Origin of the sequence: Streptomyces sp. NPDC060232 (genome assembly GCF_042726555.1) — a bacterium.
Taxonomy (GTDB): Bacteria; Actinomycetota; Actinomycetes; order Streptomycetales; family Streptomycetaceae; genus Streptomyces.
The window spans coordinates 284,229-299,538 of sequence record NZ_JBHXAG010000005.1; the positions used below are offsets into that span (position 1 = coordinate 284,229).

The 15,310-nt window shown below is 73.8% G+C and carries 14 protein-coding genes; 11 read left to right on the top strand and 3 right to left on the bottom strand.

Features of this window, described 5'->3' with window-relative positions; translation table 11 throughout:
- Positions 1 to 78: 78 nt before the first annotated feature.
- Positions 79 to 471, bottom strand: a complete 393-nt coding sequence (locus ACFWFZ_RS11085) for an SsgA family sporulation/cell division regulator (RefSeq protein WP_387119853.1) — start codon at positions 469 to 471, stop codon at positions 79 to 81.
- Positions 472 to 642: 171 nt separating this feature from the next.
- On the opposite strand from ACFWFZ_RS11085, the gene ACFWFZ_RS11090 reads away from it, so the two are divergent.
- The 4 genes from ACFWFZ_RS11090 to ACFWFZ_RS11105 all read left to right on the top strand — a co-directional run bounded on the left by ACFWFZ_RS11090 (position 643) and on the right by ACFWFZ_RS11105 (position 4,703).
- Positions 643 to 1,695, top strand: a complete 1,053-nt coding sequence (locus ACFWFZ_RS11090; RefSeq protein ID WP_387119856.1) for an energy-coupling factor ABC transporter permease — start codon at positions 643 to 645, stop codon at positions 1,693 to 1,695.
- A gap of 1 nt (position 1,696) precedes the next feature.
- Positions 1,697 to 2,464, top strand: a complete 768-nt coding sequence (cbiQ, locus tag ACFWFZ_RS11095) for a cobalt ECF transporter T component CbiQ (protein ID WP_387119858.1) — start codon at positions 1,697 to 1,699, stop codon at positions 2,462 to 2,464.
- A gap of 118 nt (positions 2,465 to 2,582) precedes the next feature.
- On the top strand, positions 2,583 to 3,356 hold the full coding sequence (locus tag ACFWFZ_RS11100) for an energy-coupling factor ABC transporter ATP-binding protein (RefSeq protein ID WP_387119861.1): 774 nt from the start codon (positions 2,583 to 2,585) through the stop codon (positions 3,354 to 3,356).
- A 183-nt stretch (positions 3,357 to 3,539) separates the two neighbouring features.
- A complete protein-coding gene (locus tag ACFWFZ_RS11105; RefSeq protein WP_387119864.1) occupies positions 3,540 to 4,703 on the top strand; it encodes a serine hydrolase domain-containing protein in 1,164 nt (387 codons plus the stop codon).
- 11 nt (positions 4,704 to 4,714) lie between these two features.
- On the opposite strand, the gene ACFWFZ_RS11110 is transcribed toward ACFWFZ_RS11105, so the two are convergent.
- Positions 4,715 to 6,346 carry a penicillin-binding transpeptidase domain-containing protein gene (locus ACFWFZ_RS11110; protein ID WP_387119867.1) on the bottom strand — a complete coding sequence of 544 codons (1,632 nt, stop codon included), beginning with the start codon at positions 6,344 to 6,346 and terminating at the stop codon, positions 4,715 to 4,717.
- A 606-nt stretch (positions 6,347 to 6,952) separates the two neighbouring features.
- Positions 6,953 to 8,722, bottom strand: a complete 1,770-nt coding sequence (locus ACFWFZ_RS11115) for a dolichyl-phosphate-mannose--protein mannosyltransferase (protein ID WP_387119870.1) — start codon at positions 8,720 to 8,722, stop codon at positions 6,953 to 6,955.
- A gap of 138 nt (positions 8,723 to 8,860) precedes the next feature.
- Here ACFWFZ_RS11115 and rsmI point away from each other — a divergent pair, with 138 nt between their 5' ends.
- From rsmI to ACFWFZ_RS11150, 7 genes are all read left to right on the top strand, one after another.
- The gene (rsmI, locus tag ACFWFZ_RS11120; protein ID WP_030662584.1) at positions 8,861 to 9,718 is read left to right on the top strand and encodes a 16S rRNA (cytidine(1402)-2'-O)-methyltransferase; all 858 of its coding nucleotides are present in this window, start codon (positions 8,861 to 8,863) and stop codon (positions 9,716 to 9,718) included.
- A 159-nt stretch (positions 9,719 to 9,877) separates the two neighbouring features.
- A complete protein-coding gene (locus ACFWFZ_RS11125) occupies positions 9,878 to 10,372 on the top strand; it encodes a hypothetical protein (protein WP_387119873.1) in 495 nt (164 codons plus the stop codon).
- A gap of 10 nt (positions 10,373 to 10,382) precedes the next feature.
- Complete coding sequence (locus ACFWFZ_RS11130; protein WP_387119876.1) at positions 10,383 to 11,264, top strand: TatD family hydrolase; 882 nt, start codon at positions 10,383 to 10,385, stop codon at positions 11,262 to 11,264.
- A gap of 592 nt (positions 11,265 to 11,856) precedes the next feature.
- Entirely contained in the window at positions 11,857 to 13,083 is a 1,227-nt protein-coding gene (locus tag ACFWFZ_RS11135; protein WP_387119985.1) for a ubiquitin-like domain-containing protein, read from the top strand.
- Between the two features lie 55 nt (positions 13,084 to 13,138).
- On the top strand, positions 13,139 to 14,050 hold the full coding sequence (gene rsmA / locus ACFWFZ_RS11140) for a 16S rRNA (adenine(1518)-N(6)/adenine(1519)-N(6))-dimethyltransferase RsmA (RefSeq protein WP_387119879.1): 912 nt from the start codon (positions 13,139 to 13,141) through the stop codon (positions 14,048 to 14,050).
- Positions 14,047 to 14,958, top strand: a complete 912-nt coding sequence (locus ACFWFZ_RS11145) for a 4-(cytidine 5'-diphospho)-2-C-methyl-D-erythritol kinase (RefSeq protein WP_387119882.1) — start codon at positions 14,047 to 14,049, stop codon at positions 14,956 to 14,958. The genes rsmA and ACFWFZ_RS11145 overlap by 4 nt, the downstream gene beginning before the upstream one ends.
- Positions 14,955 to 15,191: a hypothetical protein gene (locus ACFWFZ_RS11150; RefSeq protein WP_387119884.1), complete on the top strand. Its 237-nt coding sequence runs from the start codon at positions 14,955 to 14,957 to the stop codon at positions 15,189 to 15,191. The genes ACFWFZ_RS11145 and ACFWFZ_RS11150 overlap by 4 nt, the downstream gene beginning before the upstream one ends.
- The last annotated feature ends 119 nt before the right edge of the window (positions 15,192 to 15,310 follow it).

Consider the following 15,310-nt stretch of genomic DNA (forward strand, 5'->3'; position numbering starts at 1 on the left):
GCCGCGTCATGACGGCCCGGCCCCGTTTCCCCCGACCGACTCGGGGGAAACGGGGCCGGGCCCGTTGCGCCGGGCGGGTTAGGCCGAGGCGGCGTACGTGCGGCGCAGGAAGCGGCGCAGGGCTGCGATGTCGAACTGGACCACCGCGACGCCCTCGGGGGAGTGGAACTCCACGACCGCCTGGACGCGGCCGCAGGGCCACACGCGTACGTCCCCGGTCCCCGTCGGGGCCTGGAGGCCCGCTTCGAGCAGCGCCCGGGGGAAGACCCACTCGTTCTCGGTGCCCTCGGGGGACAGATCGGCGGGGAATACGATCCGTACGGCCAGGGGCTCGGCGGGGGCGAAGCGCAGGGCGACGGGGATGGCCCGGTAGAGGGGGTCGTCCGTGATCACACGGGCGCGTACCCGCTCTTCGACGGGAGCCGCGGTCGCGGTCGCGGTCGCTGGGAGATTCTCGGCGGTGGCAGACATCGACCAGACTCCTCGAATCGGAACATATCCGTCCGTTTGCCCTCCAGCCTCGCACATTTCCACGAAAACGCGCGACGCTATTTGTGGTGCGCTCGCTCTTGCCAACGGTTTGCAACTGGGCACTATTCTTGAACGGTTAAAGACCGCCGTACAAGAAGCGGAGCCCACTCCATGCATGTGCCCGACGGATTCATCAACGCACCCGTGTCGGTGGCCGCCGGAGTGGCGGCGGCCGCGGCGGTGGCCGTCAGCCTCCGCGGCGCCCGCCGCGAACTCGACGAGCGGACCGCGCCGCTCGCCGGGCTCGTCGCCGCCTTCATCTTCGCCGTGCAGATGCTGAACTTCCCCGTGGCCGCCGGCACCAGCGGCCACCTGCTGGGCGGCGCGCTCGCGGCGATACTCGTCGGCCCCTACACCGGCGTGCTCTGCGTGTCCGTCGTCCTGCTCATGCAGGGCATCCTCTTCGCCGACGGCGGCCTGACCGCCCTCGGCGTGAACATCACCGTCATGGGCGTCGTCACCGTCGTCACCGCGCACCTGCTCTTCCGCGGCCTCCTGCGCGCCCTGCCGCCCACCCGCCGCTCCGTGACCGCGGCCGGCTTCGTGGCGGCCCTGCTCTCGGTGCCCGCCGCGGCCGCCGCCTTCACCGCCGTCTACGCCGTCGGCGGCACCACCGACGTGTCCCTGGGCAAGGTGCTCACCGCCATGGTCGGCGTACACGTCCTCATCGGCATCGGCGAGGCCCTCATCACCGCCGCGACCGTGGGCGCCGTGATCGCCGTACGGCCCGACCTGGTGCACGGGGCCCGCGGGCTGACCACGCCGTTGAAGCTCCGCGTCGACGGCGCGCTCGTCGACGCGCCCGCCGCCACCGCGCCCGCCACTGCTTCCGGGGCCGGCTCGGCGAAGAAGGTGTGGGTGACCGGACTGGTCACCGCCCTCGTCCTCGCCGGGTTCGTCTCCTTCTACGCCTCCGCCGCCCCCGACGGCCTGGAGAAGGTCGCCGCCGACAAGGGCATCGACGAGAAGGCCGAGGAGCACGCCGCCGCCGGCTCGCCGCTCGCCGACTACGGCGTCAAGGACGTCGACGACCCCCGCCTGTCGGGCGGACTCGCCGGCGTCATCGGCGTCGGCGTCACCGTCGTCGCCGGCACCGGGATCTTCTGGGCCGTGCGCCGCCGCCGCACGGACGACCTGACCGCCACCTCCACCCCGGTCGCCTGACATGGGTGCCGGCCACGCCCACAGGCTCTACCGCCCGGGCCGCTCGCCGGTCCACGCCCTGCCCCCGCACTGCAAGCTCGCCGCGACCTTCGGCTTCGTCCTGGTCGTCGTGTCCACACCGCGGGAGGCGGTGTGGGTCTTCGGCCTGTACGCACTCCTCCTCGCGGGCGTGGCCGCCGTGGCCCGGATCCCGGCAGGCCTCCTGCTGCGCAGGCTGCTCATCGAGGTCCCCTTCGTCGCCTTCGCCGTGCTCATGCCCTTCGTGGCCGAGGGCGAGCGGGTCGAGGTGCTCGGCATGTCGCTCAGCGTCTCCGGCCTGTGGGGCGCCTGGAACGTCCTCGCCAAGGGAACTCTCGGCGTGGCCGCGTCCGTCCTGCTCGCCTCGACCACCGAGCTGAGGGCCCTGCTGCTGGGCCTCCAGCGGCTGGGGCTGCCGCCCCTGCTCGTACAGATCGCCTCCTTCATGATCCGCTACGGCGACGTGATCGGCGACGAGCTGCGCCGGATGTCCGTCGCCCGCCGCTCGCGCGGCTTCGAGGCGAGCGGAATCCGGCACTGGGGAGTGCTGGCGAAGACCGCCGGCGCACTGTTCATCCGCTCCTACGAACGCGGCGAGCGGGTCTACCTGGCGATGGTCAGCCGCGGCTACGCCGGTTCCATGCCGGTGATCAACGAGGTGACGGCAACGCCCACGGAGTGGGCACGCGCCTCTGCGCTCCCGTTGACAGCACTGACCGTCCTGCTGACAGCCGTCTGTCTGATGGGGTGACTCCTGCGCCCGAGGCGGCTTCTCACTCTCCTCCGGGGAGGTTCATGACGGCCGAGCCCTGACCGCTGCTGTCGCAGGTGGCCGATCCTAGTGGAAACAGCACCGTAAGGAGATCCGGATGGACGCTTTGGACGCACCCCCCTCACTGGAGGTCGCCGGCCTCGCCTACGCCTATCCGGACGGCCACCAGGCCCTGTACGGCGTGGACCTGACCGTCGGGCGCGGCGAACGGGTCGCGCTGCTCGGCCCCAACGGCGCAGGCAAGACCACCCTCGTCCTGCACCTCAACGGCATCCTCGCCGGCGGGGTCGGCTCGGTGACCGTGGCCGGGCTCCCGGTGGAGAAGCGGAACCTCGCCGAGATCCGGCGCCGGGTCGGGATCGTCTTCCAGGACCCCGACGACCAGCTGTTCATGCCGACCGTGCGGGAGGACGTGGCCTTCGGGCCGGCGGCGGCCGGCATGCGCGGCGCGGAGCTGGAGGAGCGGGTCGGGGCCGCCCTCGACCAGGTCGGCATGGCGGACTTCGCCGACCGGCCGCCGCACCACCTCTCCTTCGGGCAGCGCCGCCGGGTGGCCGTGGCGACCGTACTGGCCATGCGGCCGGAGATCCTGGTCCTGGACGAGCCCTCGTCCAACCTGGACCCCGCCTCGCGCCGCGAGCTCGCCGACATCCTGCGCTCGCTCGACGTGACCGTGCTGATGGTGACCCACGACCTGCCGTACGCACTGGAGCTGTGCCCGCGCTCGGTCATCCTCAGCGAAGGGGTCATCACGGCGGACGGCCGCACGCAGGACCTGCTGTGCGACGAGACGCTGATGCGGGCCCACCGGCTGGAGCTGCCCTTCGGCTTCGACCCGCGTACGCCCCTTCTGACGCACCCCTCGCACTGATCGGCGCCGGAATGCCTCCCAGGGCTCCGGGCTGCCGCGTCGGACTCCGTCCGCCGGTCGGACGCCGGGCCCGGCGGGTCGCTCCGGGGGACCCGGGAAGCAGGACCGCCCGGTCGGCGTTGCTCTGGGGAGTAGCAGTGGACGTAGGCGCCCTCGGCGTCGCGGCAGGTGGTGGGAGCAGACGTGGATGTCCGCGGGACGGTGGCGGAGGGCTTCGAGCCCGTCAGAGACGCGTTCGTACGCAACTTCGAGGTGCTCGGGGACCGTGGCGCGGCCGTGGCCGTCTACCGGGACGGCCGCAAGGTCGTCGACCTGTGGGGCGGCACCCGGGACGCCGACGGCACCGAGCCGTGGACCGAGGACACCGCGCAGATCGTGCGCTCCGCCACCAAGGGCGTGGCCGCCGCCGTCCCGCTGCTCCTGCACCAGCGCGGGCTGCTCGACCTGGACGCGCCGGTCGGCGCGTACTGGCCGGAGTTCAAGGCGGGCGGCAAGGAGAAGATCCTCGTACGGGACGTCCTCGCGCACCGGGCGGGCATACCGGCCCTGGACCGGGGACTGACCGCCGCCGAGGCCGCGGACGGGGTGTCCGGGCCGCGCGCCGTCGCCGCACAGCGCCCCTTCTGGGAGCCCGGAACCGGGCACGGCTACCACGCGCAGACCTACAGCTGGCTGCTGTCGGAGCTGGTGCTCCGGGCAACCGGACGCACGCTGGGCTCCGTCCTGGCGCAGGACATCGCCGAGCCGCTCGGCCTGGACTTCTGGATCGGCCTGCCGCAGACGGAGGCCGAGGCCGGCCGGGTGGGCCGGGTGGCGCCCGTCGAGCCGCCGGAGAGCGCCGGGATGCTGAGGACCAGGCCGCGCAGGAACGTTTCCGAGGCGTACGCCGACCCCACCTCCCTCACCCGCCGCACCTTCGCCGCCATCGATCCGCTGCCCGACGAGAACGCCCCCGCCTACCGCGCCGCCGAACTCCCCGCCTCCAACGGCATCGGCACGGCCCGCGCCCTGGCCCGCTTCTACGGGGCCGCCATCGGCGAGGTCGAGGACGGCACCCGGATCTTCACCCCGGCCACCACCGCACTCGCCGCCCGGGAGCACTCCTCGGGCCCCGACCGGGTCCTGGTCGTCAACACCCGCTTCGGTGCCGGCTACATGCTGCACGGCCCTGCCTCGCCGCTGCTCTCGCCCGCCTCCTTCGGCCACCCCGGCCGCGGCGGCTCCCTGGCCTTCGCCGACCCGGAGTCCGGCATCGGCTTCGGCTACGTCACCAACGCCCTGGCGAAGTCGGTCACCGCCGACCCCCGCGCCCAGGCCCTGGTGCGGGCCCTGCGGTCGGCCCTCTGACGGGCCCGGCGTCAGCCCGCGTTCAGTACCGCCGCGACGATCGGGCCGGCCGCTTCACCGCCGTGGCCGCCGCCCTCGACCATCGCGGCCGCGGCCACGTCGCCGCTGAAGCCGGTGAACCAGCTGTCCGGGCTGGCGTCGGCGCCGCCGACCTCCGCCGAGCCGGTCTTCGCGCCCTTGTCCGAGCCGCCGACCGGGGCCATGGCCTCGCGTGCGGTGCCGCTGGTCGCCGTCAGCTTCATCATGGAGACGAGCTGCTGCTGCACGGAGGACTTCATCCGGCGCTGGGCCTTCGCCACTGTCCGGCCGTCGAGTTCGGGCGAGACCAGCACGGGCTGGCGGAACACGCCGGTGCGGGCGGTCGCGGTGATGGACGCGACGTTCAGGGGGTTCATGGTGATCTGGCCCTGCCCGATGTACGCGGCGGCGGCCGACGCGCCCGTCGCCGGCGGGACCTTGCCGTCGGTGGACTTGATGCCGGTCTTCCAGTCCAGGCCTATGCCGAAGACCTCCGTGGCCTCCTTGGGCAGGGCGGAGTCGTCGTCGACGGGCTTGATCTGCTTGATGAAGGCGGTGTTGCAGGACCGGGCGAACGAGGTCGCGAAGCTGGTGCCGGGCGGCAGGTCGAAGTTCTTCAGGTTGTGGAACTCCCGGCCCCAGGTCACCGTCTTCGGGCACTCCGCTGGCTTGTCGGCGGCGACCAGGCCGCGGTCCATCAGCATCGCGGCCGTCACGATCTTCATCGTCGATCCGGGGGCCCGGTTGCCCCTCATCGCCGCGTTGAAGCCGTCCTTGCGGTGGTTCGCGACGGCCAGGATGTGTCCGTTGCTCGGCTGCACGGCGACCACCGAGGCCTCCGGGAACCTGGCGACCGCCTGTTCCGCCGCCGCCTGCACCTTCGCGTCCAGGTACGTCCTGAGGGTGCTGGGCTCGCCCTCGACCAGTGTCAGCAGGGTCCGCTTGGGAGCCTCCTTCGCCGCCGGCTCGATCCACACCTCGGCCCCGGCCCTGCCGCCCGCCTTGCCGCCGTAGGTCTGGCGCAGCTCGTCCAGGACCTGGCGCAGCGAGGGGTACTTCTCCGCGGTCAGCTCCTCGCCGTTTCGGTCGACGGCTTTGACGGGCGGGCTCGCGGGCGCGCCGGCGCGCAGCTTCTCGTCCTTCTGCAGCTGCGGGTGGATCACCGAGGGCTGCCAGTCGACCAGGGGCTTGCCGCTGGTCAGGCCGCGCACCACCGTGAGCTGGGAGTCGTAGGCCAGGGGCTTGGTCGTGCCCTCGTAGGTGATCTCCGCCTCGACCTTGAAGGGTACGGTCGTGCCGTTCGCCCTGCCGGGGGTGATCACGGCCTTGGAGACGTACGCCTTCGTCCGGAACTCCCCGACCGCGGTCTGCGCGGCCGCGGCGTTGTTGGTCAGGTCGGCCGCTCCCCGCTCGTCCCCGGCCGCCCACGCGGCGAGGAAGGCCTTCGCGGCCGCCTCGGCCTCCTTCTCCTTGACCGGCCCGGTGCCCTCGGACAGGGCGGAGACCTCGTCTGCGCCACCGTCACCGCCTGCGTCGCCGACCAGCGTGTACACCCCGTATCCGGCACCGCCGACCATCGCGAGGAACACCCCGCCGATGATGGCGCCCTTTGCCGCCCCGTTCACTGTCGTCCTCCCCCATGCCCACGGCCCCTGAACGCGTTCAAAGAGCCCTTGGCTCCGACCTTACTCTGCGCAGTCGCCCGGTGCGCAGTTGTTACCGGACCGGAACCTCGCTAAAGCGGATGGCCCGCCGTCGACGGCAGCGCCGTCCACGACGCCGTCGGCTACGCGATCCTGCGGCGGGACCGGCTCACCGGTACGACCACGCCCGCCGTGCGGGACGACGAGTCGTCCTGAGTGGGGCAGACCGGTCGACGTGCACGCGCCGGGGCTCTGTTCTAGCGTCGGAAGGGCGAGGGCGACCGAGGCGCCGAGCCGGTCGCCCGCCCCGGAGTCCCCCGCCCGCGCCGCCGCCCCGTCCGCCCAGGCCGACGCCACGGCCTGCGAGCAGTACGTCGCCCAGCACAGCCCCCAGGCCGCGGACGGCGACTCGGAGGCGTGCTACGAGGGTCAGATCGGCAACCAGACCAGCTGCGTCGTGAGCCTCGTCGCGGGCGGCGCGAGCAAGGACGCGGCGAACACCGCCTGCGAAGCCTCCCGCTGACCCGGACCCCGCGCGGACGGCGACGGGCCCGACACCATCAGGTGCCGGGCCCGTCGTTTTGCCTGCTAGACCCAGGTGTCCAGCCACATGCGGCCGCGCCAGGAGTCCATGGGGAGGGTCTGGCCCGTGTAGATCGGCCAGAAGTAGATGAAGTTCCACACGATCAGCAGGACCAGCACGCCCGCGCCGATCGCGCCCAGGGCGCGGCGGCGTTCCGACGAGCCCGCCGGGCCCAGCAGGGCGCCGATCATCATCGCCACCGCCAGGCACAGGTACGGGACGAAGACCACCGCGTAGAAGTAGAAGATCGTCCGCTCCTGGTAGTTGAACCAGGGCAGCAGGCCCGCGCCCAGTGCGCACGCGACCGCGCCGGCCCGCCAGTCACGGCGGAAGAACCACCGCCACAGCACGTACAGCAGCGCGAAGCAGCCCGCCCACCACAGCAGCGGCGTACCCAGGGCCAGGACCTCGCGGGCGCACTTGCCCGCCGCCGTCGCCGGGCAACCGTCGGTGCCCGGCTCGGGGGACTCGTAGAAGTACGAGACGGGCCGGCCGAGCACCAGCCAGCTCCACGGGTTGGACTCGTAGGTGTGCCCCGAGGTCAGGCCGACGTGGAAGTTGTAGACCTCGGTCTCGTAGTGCCAGAGGCTGCGCACCCATTCCGGCAGGAACGACAGCGAGCTGTCCCGGTCGTGCTTGGCCGCCCAGTCGCGCAGGTAGCCGCCCTTGCCGTTGTCCGGGCTGAAGATCCAGCCCGACCACGACGCCACGTACGTCACGACCGCCACCGGCACCGTGGACACGAACGCGGGCAGCGCGTCACGGCGCAGCATCGCCGCGTACGGGGCGCCCGCGCCGGCCGTGCGGCGGGCGGCCGCGTCCCACAGCACGGTGAGGATGCCGAAGAAGGCCAGCACGACGAAGCCGTTCCACTTCGTGCCGGCGGCCAGCCCCAGGCAGACCCCGGCCAGGATCCGGTACGGGCGCCAGCCCAGCCGCAGCGTAGCGGCGATCTTCGCGTCGGGCCGGGTCCGGCCCTCCTCGTCCACCGGCAGCGCGTCCGCGAGCCGGGCGCGCGCCCGGTCCCTGTCGATGAGCAGCGCTCCGAACGCGGCGAGCACGAAGAACATCAGCACCAGGTCCAGCAGCGCCGTGCGGCTCATCACCAGGTGCAGGCCGTCCACCGCCAGCAGCGCGCCCGCCAGGCAGCCCAGGAACGTCGAGCGGAACAGACGCCGGCCGATCCGGCACAGCATCAGCACCGACAGGGTGCCGAGCACGGCGGTCATGAACCGCCAGCCGAACGGGGTGAGGCCGAACATCCACTCGCCGAGCCCGATCACCCACTTGCCGACGGGCGGGTGCACGACATAGCCCGGGTCCACCGGCAGGGCGACCCCGTCCGGGTTGGCGAGGATCGACTTGTCGATGTCCTTGGGCCAGTTCGCCTCGTAGCCCTGCTTGATCGTGGCCCAGGCGTCCTTGGCGTAGTACGTCTCGTCGAATATCACCGCCTTCGGGCTGCCCAGGTGCACGAACCGCAGCACGCCCGCGACCAGCGCCACCAGCAGCGGCCCGGCCCACGACACGATGCGCTGCCAGGTCCCCCACACCTGGGGCGGAAGCCCGAAGGTCATCCACAGCTGCCGGGACGGCTTCGTGTACGGGGGCACCAGGCGGGTTCGGACGTCCACGTGCGGCGACGCGCCGGCGCGCGGCGCGTAGCCGAAGCGGCGCAGGTCGCGCAGCCAGGTGGACGGCTCTTCTGCGCCCCCGGCCGTTGCGGAGGGCAGGGCCCCCGCGGGGCTGGGCGGCGGCGTCGCGGTACTGGTCACCGGCACATCGTAGGGAAGAGATCTGTGTGCGCCCCAGTGGCGTGGGGTGACGAGCGGTGGGACTGAGAGGATGGGCGGGTGACAACTGACCAGCCCCACGGCACCGAGCCCACCTCCACAGCCGCCGCGGCCGAAGGCCTGACGGGCACGCTCGTACTCGCCGGCACGCCCATCGGCGACCTCGCCGACGCCCCGCCGCGCCTGGCGGCGGAGCTGGAGCGGGCCGACGTCGTCGCCGCCGAGGACACCCGTCGGCTGCGCCGGCTGACCCAGGGGCTCGGCGTGCACACCACCGGGCGCGTCCTGTCGTACTTCGAGGGCAACGAGTCGGCCCGCACGCCGGAGCTGGTCGAGGCCCTGGCCGGCGGTGCGCGCGTCCTGCTGGTGACGGACGCCGGCATGCCGTCGGTCTCCGACCCCGGCTACCGGCTGGTCGCCGCCGCCGTGGAGAAGGACATCAAGGTCACCGCCGTCCCCGGGCCGTCCGCCGTGCTCACCGCGTTGGCGCTGTCCGGGCTGCCGGTGGACCGGTTCTGCTTCGAGGGCTTCCTGCCGCGCAAGGCGGGCGAGCGCCTCGGCCGGCTGCGCGAGGTCGAGGGCGAGCGGCGCACGCTCGTCTACTTCGAGGCCCCGCACCGGCTCGACGCCACCCTGGCGGCGATGGCCGAGGTCTTCGGCGCCGAGCGGCGGGCCGCGGTCTGCCGCGAGCTGACGAAGACGTACGAGGAGGTCAAGCGCGGCGGGCTCGGCGAACTCGCCGCCTGGGCCGCCGAGGGCGTGCGCGGGGAGATCACCGTCGTCGTGGAGGGCGCCCCGGCGGCCGGCCCCGGCGACGTGGACGACGAGGAGCTGGTGCGCCGGGTCCGGGTGCGCGAGGAGGCGGGGGAGCGCCGCAAGGAGGCCATCGCGGCCGTCGCGGCCGAGGCGGGCGTACCCAAACGCGACGTGTTCGATGCTGTCGTGGCGGCAAAGAACGCGGCACAGAAGGCGCCATGAACGGGTAAAGAGCTAACCTGAAAAGCAAAGCTCAGACCGTGCGCCGGGCGCTTTGGGCATGAGTCGCCCAAAGGCCGTCCAACACTGGACAGGACCTGATGCGCTCCCGCCCGAAGAGGCGTCCACTGGCAGAGGCACAGTGGAACAAGAGGAGCTGGCATGAGTGAGATCGCAGACACCCCGGCGCCGCTCCGGGCCCCGGCACCCGCACGTTTCTCCAGCCCCGACGTGCAGACCGTGCAGGAGGCGTACTCCTTCGCGTGCATGCGCTGCGGGTACGGCTGGGAGCAGGAGTACCGGATCGAGCACCACGTCGACGGCCGCGGCGAGGCGTTCATCATGTACACGGTCGACAGCGAGCGGGTGCCCTCCCCGCTGTCCAACCCGACCTGCATGAACTGCGGCGGACACGTCGTACGGATCATGCGGGCGGGGCAGGTCTCCTCGGTGCTCGGCATGATCGACCACCTCTACCACCACCGCATCGCCCCCGGCATCGCCGGACCGGTGCCGGCCGGAGCGAACGTCCCCCACACCCCGGGGCCCCGCAGGACCGCCGAGCCCCACGACGCCCCCGGACCCGTCGCCATCAGCGAGGCCGAGAAGCGCGGGGGCCTGTTCTCCCGGCTGATGGGGTTCTTCCGCCGGTCATAAGATCGGCCCCATGAGCCCTTCCTCCGCCGCCAAGGACGCACCGCCGCCGCTGCCCGAACCCCTCCGGGTGGCGGTCGCGGACTCGCACACCCACCTGGACATGCAGTCGGGGACCGTCGAGGAGGGCCTCGCCAAGGCCGCCTCGGTCGGCGTGACCACCGTCGTCCAGGTCGGCTGCGACGTGAAGGGCTCCCGGTGGGCCGCCGAGACCGCGGCCACGTACGACAACGTCCACGCGGCCGTCGCCCTGCACCCCAACGAAGCCCCGCGCATCGTGCACGGGGATCCCGACGGCTGGTCCCGCCAGGGCGCCCGGTCCGGCGGCGGCGAATCCGCCCTCGACGAGGCCCTCGCGGAGATCGAGGCGCTCGCCGCCCTCGGCCACGTCAAGGCGGTCGGCGAGACCGGCCTCGACTTCTTCCGCACCGGGCCGGAGGGCATGGCCGCGCAGGAGCGCTCCTTCCGCGCCCACATCGAGATCGCCAAGCGGCAGGGCAAGACCCTCGTCATCCACGACCGTGACGCCCACGCCGACGTGCTGCGCGTACTGCGCGAGGAGGGCGCCCCCGAGCGGACCGTCTTCCACTGCTACTCCGGGGATGCCGACATGGCCCGCGAGTGCGCCGCCGCCGGCTACTACATGTCCTTCGCCGGAACCGTCACCTTCAAGAACGCCGCGCCGCTGCGCGAGGCTCTGGCCGTGGCTCCGCTGGAGCTGGTGCTCGTCGAGACGGACGCGCCGTACCTGACCCCCGCGCCGTACCGCGGACGGCCCAACGCGCCGTACCTCATTCCGCTGACGGTGCGCGCGATGGCCGCGGTCCGCGGGATCGACGAGGACGCGATGGCCACCGCCCTGGCGGGCAACACCGCCCGCGCCTTCGACTACTGACCGCGGCTCCACCTGGTCGACACGTAGGGTAGTCGTACGACTTTGTTCCGTGACGACCGCTCCGCTAGGGTGCCGTGCCCCGACCAGCGGGTGCCGGATCACCAGTGGAGCGAGCGTCGTGAGCGATACGCAGGGCAGTCACCGCCGAGGCGCTCCCGTCCCGGAGCCGTACGGGAGCGAAACCCGGGCGTGGCCGGCCTGGCCCGCCGGTCCCTGGCCCGCCGGTCCCTGGCCCGCCGGTCCCGGGTCCGCCGACCCCCGGCCCGGCGATCCCGGGGCCGCCGGTCCCCGGCCGGGCGCGCAGGGGGCCACCGGTCCCGGGGCAGGGGACCTCGTGCCGGCCGACACCGGGCCCTCCTCCTGGGACACCCAACCGGCCGTCCCCGTCCCCGTCCCCCGCGCCGAGGACCGGCGGGCCGGACGCCGCCGGCGCGCCGCGGACCCCGCCGCCCGGGCGGACATCGCGGGCCGGGAGGGCGGACGGCCCGGGCCGGCCGCCGCCCCGGGTACCGGCCGCCGCCGCGCCCCTACACCCACCCCGACCCTCGCCGACGGGGCCGCCGCGGGCCGAGGGGGCCGCGGCCGTACCGCCGTGGAGGAGCCCCCGGCCGGCCGGGGCCGGCGCCGCGGCACCCCCGCCCCGGCCGCCGCGCCCGCGGGGGCGGGGCACGGCCGCCGCCGGGCCGCGGGACCGGTGCTCCTCGGCCCCGCCCCGCCCGCGGCCCCCGCCGGGAACTGGCGGCGGATCGTGCCGCAGGCCCTGGTCGTCGCCTTCCTCGCCGGCGGTACGACCGCCTTCGTCGCCGCCGACAAATCGGTACGCCTCACCGTGGACGGAGTCTCCCGGGAGCTGCACACCTTCGCCGGTGACGTCGAGGAGCTGCTCGCCGCGGAAGGCCTCGACGTCGGCCCCCACGACCTCGTCGCCCCCGCCCCCGGCGAACCCCTCGACGACGGCGAGGACATCGTCGTCCGCTACGGCCGCCCCCTGAGGCTGACCCTCGACGGACAGCAGCGCCAGGTGTGGACCACCGCCCGCACCGTGGACGGCGCCCTGCGCCAGTTCGGCATCCGCGCCGAGGGCGCCTACCTCTCCGCCCCGCGCACCGCCCCCGTACCGCGCGCCGGCCTGACCCTCAGCGTCCGCACCGAGCGCAGCGTCACCTTCATGGCCGACGGCCGAGAACGCACCGTCCGCACCAACGCCGCCACCGTCCAGGAGGCCCTCGACCAGGCCGGCATCACCCTCCAGGGCCAGGACACCACCTCCGTGCCGCCCACCGCCTTCCCGCGCGACGGCCAGACCGTCACCGTGCTCCGGATCACCGGCTCCCGCGAGGTCCGCGAGGAGCGCATCCCCTTCGCGACGGAGAAGGTCAAGGACAGCGAGCTGTTCGCCGGGACCGAGGTCGTCGAGCGCGCCGGCCGGCCCGGCGCGCGCCGGGTCACCTACAGCCTGCGCACCGTCAACGGGGTCCGCCAGAAGCCCCGCGCCATCGCCGACGAGGTCGTGCGCGAGCCCGTCACCCAGCTCGTCCGGGTCGGCACCAGGCCGCTGCCGAGCTCCGTCTCGGGCGCGGACGGCCTCAACTGGGCGGCCCTCGCCCGGTGCGAGTCCGGCGGGCGCGCCTCCGCCACCGACGCGTCGGGGACGTACGGCGGCCTGTACCAGTTCGACGTCCGCACCTGGCAGGGCCTCGGCGGCAGCGGCCGCCCCCAGGACGCCCCGGCCGCGGAGCAGACCTACCGGGCGAAGAAGCTCTACGTGCAGCGGGGGGCGAGCCCGTGGCCCCACTGCGGCCGCAGGCTCATGTCGTAGGCCGCAGGTTCACGTCGTCGTCAGGACCACTCGGCCGATCTGAGACGCTTTACCGGTGAGCACCGCAGAGCAGCAGCCCGATAACCCCGCGCCCAGTACCCCCGACGCCCTCCTCGGCCCCGCCGACGTCCGGGAGCTGGCCGCCGCCCTCGGCGTACGCCCGACGAAGCAGAAGGGGCAGAACTTCGTCATCGACGCCAACACGGTGCGCCGGATCGTGCGCACCGCGGAGGTCCGCCCGGACGACGTGGTCGTCGAGGTCGGCCCCGGCCTGGGCTCGCTGACGCTCGCGCTGCTGGAGGCCGCGGACCGGGTTGTCGCCGTCGAGATCGACGACATCCTCGCGGCCGCCCTGCCCGCCACCATCGAGGCCCGCATGCCGGCGAGGAAGGACCGCTTCTCGCTGGTCCACTCCGACGCGATGCTGGTCACCGAGCTTCCCGGCCCGCCGCCGACCGCGCTGGTCGCGAACCTGCCGTACAACGTGGCCGTGCCCGTCCTGCTGACCATGCTCGACCGCTTCCCGAGCATCGAGCGGACCCTCGTGATGGTCCAGGCGGAGGTCGCCGACCGGCTGGCCGCCGAGCCCGGCAACAAGGTCTACGGGGTGCCCTCCGTCAAGGCCAACTGGTACGCGCACGTCAAGCGTGCCGGAGCCATCGGCCGCAAGGTCTTCTGGCCCGCGCCGAACGTCGACTCCGGGCTCGTCTCCCTTGTGCGCCGCACCGAGCCGATCAAGACCAGCGCCTCGAAGGAAGAGGTCTTCGCGGTGGTCGACGCGGCGTTCGCGCAGCGCCGCAAGACCCTGCGCGCCGCCCTGGCCGGCTGGGCCGGCTCGGCGGCCGGCGCGGAGGCCGCGCTGGTCGCCGCGGGCGTCTCCCCGCAGGCCCGCGGGGAGTCCCTGACCGTGGAGCAGTTCGCCGCGATCGCCGAGCACAAGCCCGCACCGGAGAGGCCCGCGCTGTGAGCACGCGTACGACGCCCGTCACCGTACGGGTCCCCGCGAAGGTCAACGTCCAGCTGGCGGTGGGCGCGGCCCGGCCCGACGGCTTCCACGACCTGGCCAACGTCTTCCTCGCCGTCTCCCTCTTCGACGAGGTGACGGCGACGCCGGCCGACACGCTGACGGTGACCTGCGAGGGCCCGGACGCCGACAAGGTCCCGCTGGACCGCACCAACCTGGCGGCGCGGGCCGCCGAGATCCTCGCCGCCCGGGGCGGCCTGGCCCCGCTGGTCCACCTGCACATCGCCAAGAACATCCCGGTCGCGGGCGGCATGGCGGGCGGCAGCGCCGACGGCGCGGCGGCCCTCCTGGCCTGCGACACCCTCTGGGGCCTCAACACCCCGCGCGAGGAACTCCTCGACATCTGCGCGGAGCTGGGCAGCGACGTCCCCTTCAGCCTCGTCGGCGGCGCCGCGCTCGGCACCGGCCGGGGCGAGGTCCTCACCCCGGTGGCCGCCGGCTCCTTCCACTGGGTGTTCGCGGTGGCCGACGGCGGCCTGTCCACGCCGGCCGTCTTCCGCGAGTTCGACCGCCTCACCGCCGAGGCGGCGGTCCCGGAGCCGCAGGCCTCGCCGGCGCTGCTGGCCGCCCTCGCCTCCGGCGACCCGGTCGCCCTGGCCGCCACCCTGGCCAACGACCTGCAGCCGGCCGCCCTCTCGCTGCGCCCGTCGCTGCGGGCGACCCTGGACGCCGGGCTCGGCGCCGGCGCCCTCGCCGCGCTGGTCTCCGGCTCGGGCCCCACGACGGCCTTCCTCGTCGCCGACGAGGAGGCCGCGCTGAAGGTGGCCGCGGCCCTCGAAGCCTCGGGCACGTGCCGCGCCACCCGCATCGCCTCCAGCCCGTCCCCGGGCGCCACGGTCCTGCCGCGGTGAATCCTCGCCCCGGCCGCCTGCCGTGTGGCTGGCTGGGGGGCACCGACGAGATGCACTACAACCCGGACGCCGAGCACGTCGTGGGTGACCTGCCCGGTGGTGTCGTTGCCGAGGTGGAACGCCTCGCGGAACAGCTCGCCGTCCTGGGCCGAGACGCCTGCGGAGTGGGACGCGGGCCCCTGGAGGGCGGTGGGCTGCGCACGCTCGACATCTTCGGGGCCGGGGCTTCCTGATGTTCCTGGCGCCGGAGCGGCTGAGGGAGATCTCGGTCGTCCGGGTGCCCTGGCTCGGCTGACACGTACTCACGCCGCAGTTGAGTACCCGCGCCCTGTCCGGCCGCGGGCGGCGGCGG

What these genes read in the sequence shown, in the direction of transcription:
- cbiQ (WP_387119858.1), top strand. Translation starts at nt 1,697, where the DNA reads ATGGGTGCCGGCCACGCCCACAGGCTCTACCGCCCGGGCCGCTCGCCG.
- ACFWFZ_RS11100 (WP_387119861.1), top strand. Translation starts at nt 2,583, where the DNA reads ATGGACGCTTTGGACGCACCCCCCTCACTGGAGGTCGCCGGCCTCGCC.
- ACFWFZ_RS11085 (WP_387119853.1), bottom strand. Translation starts at nt 471, where the DNA reads ATGTCTGCCACCGCCGAGAATCTCCCAGCGACCGCGACCGCGACCGCG.
- ACFWFZ_RS11125 (WP_387119873.1), top strand. Translation starts at nt 9,878, where the DNA reads ATGAGTGAGATCGCAGACACCCCGGCGCCGCTCCGGGCCCCGGCACCC.
- ACFWFZ_RS11130 (WP_387119876.1), top strand. Translation starts at nt 10,383, where the DNA reads ATGAGCCCTTCCTCCGCCGCCAAGGACGCACCGCCGCCGCTGCCCGAA.
- ACFWFZ_RS11090 (WP_387119856.1), top strand. Translation starts at nt 643, where the DNA reads ATGCATGTGCCCGACGGATTCATCAACGCACCCGTGTCGGTGGCCGCC.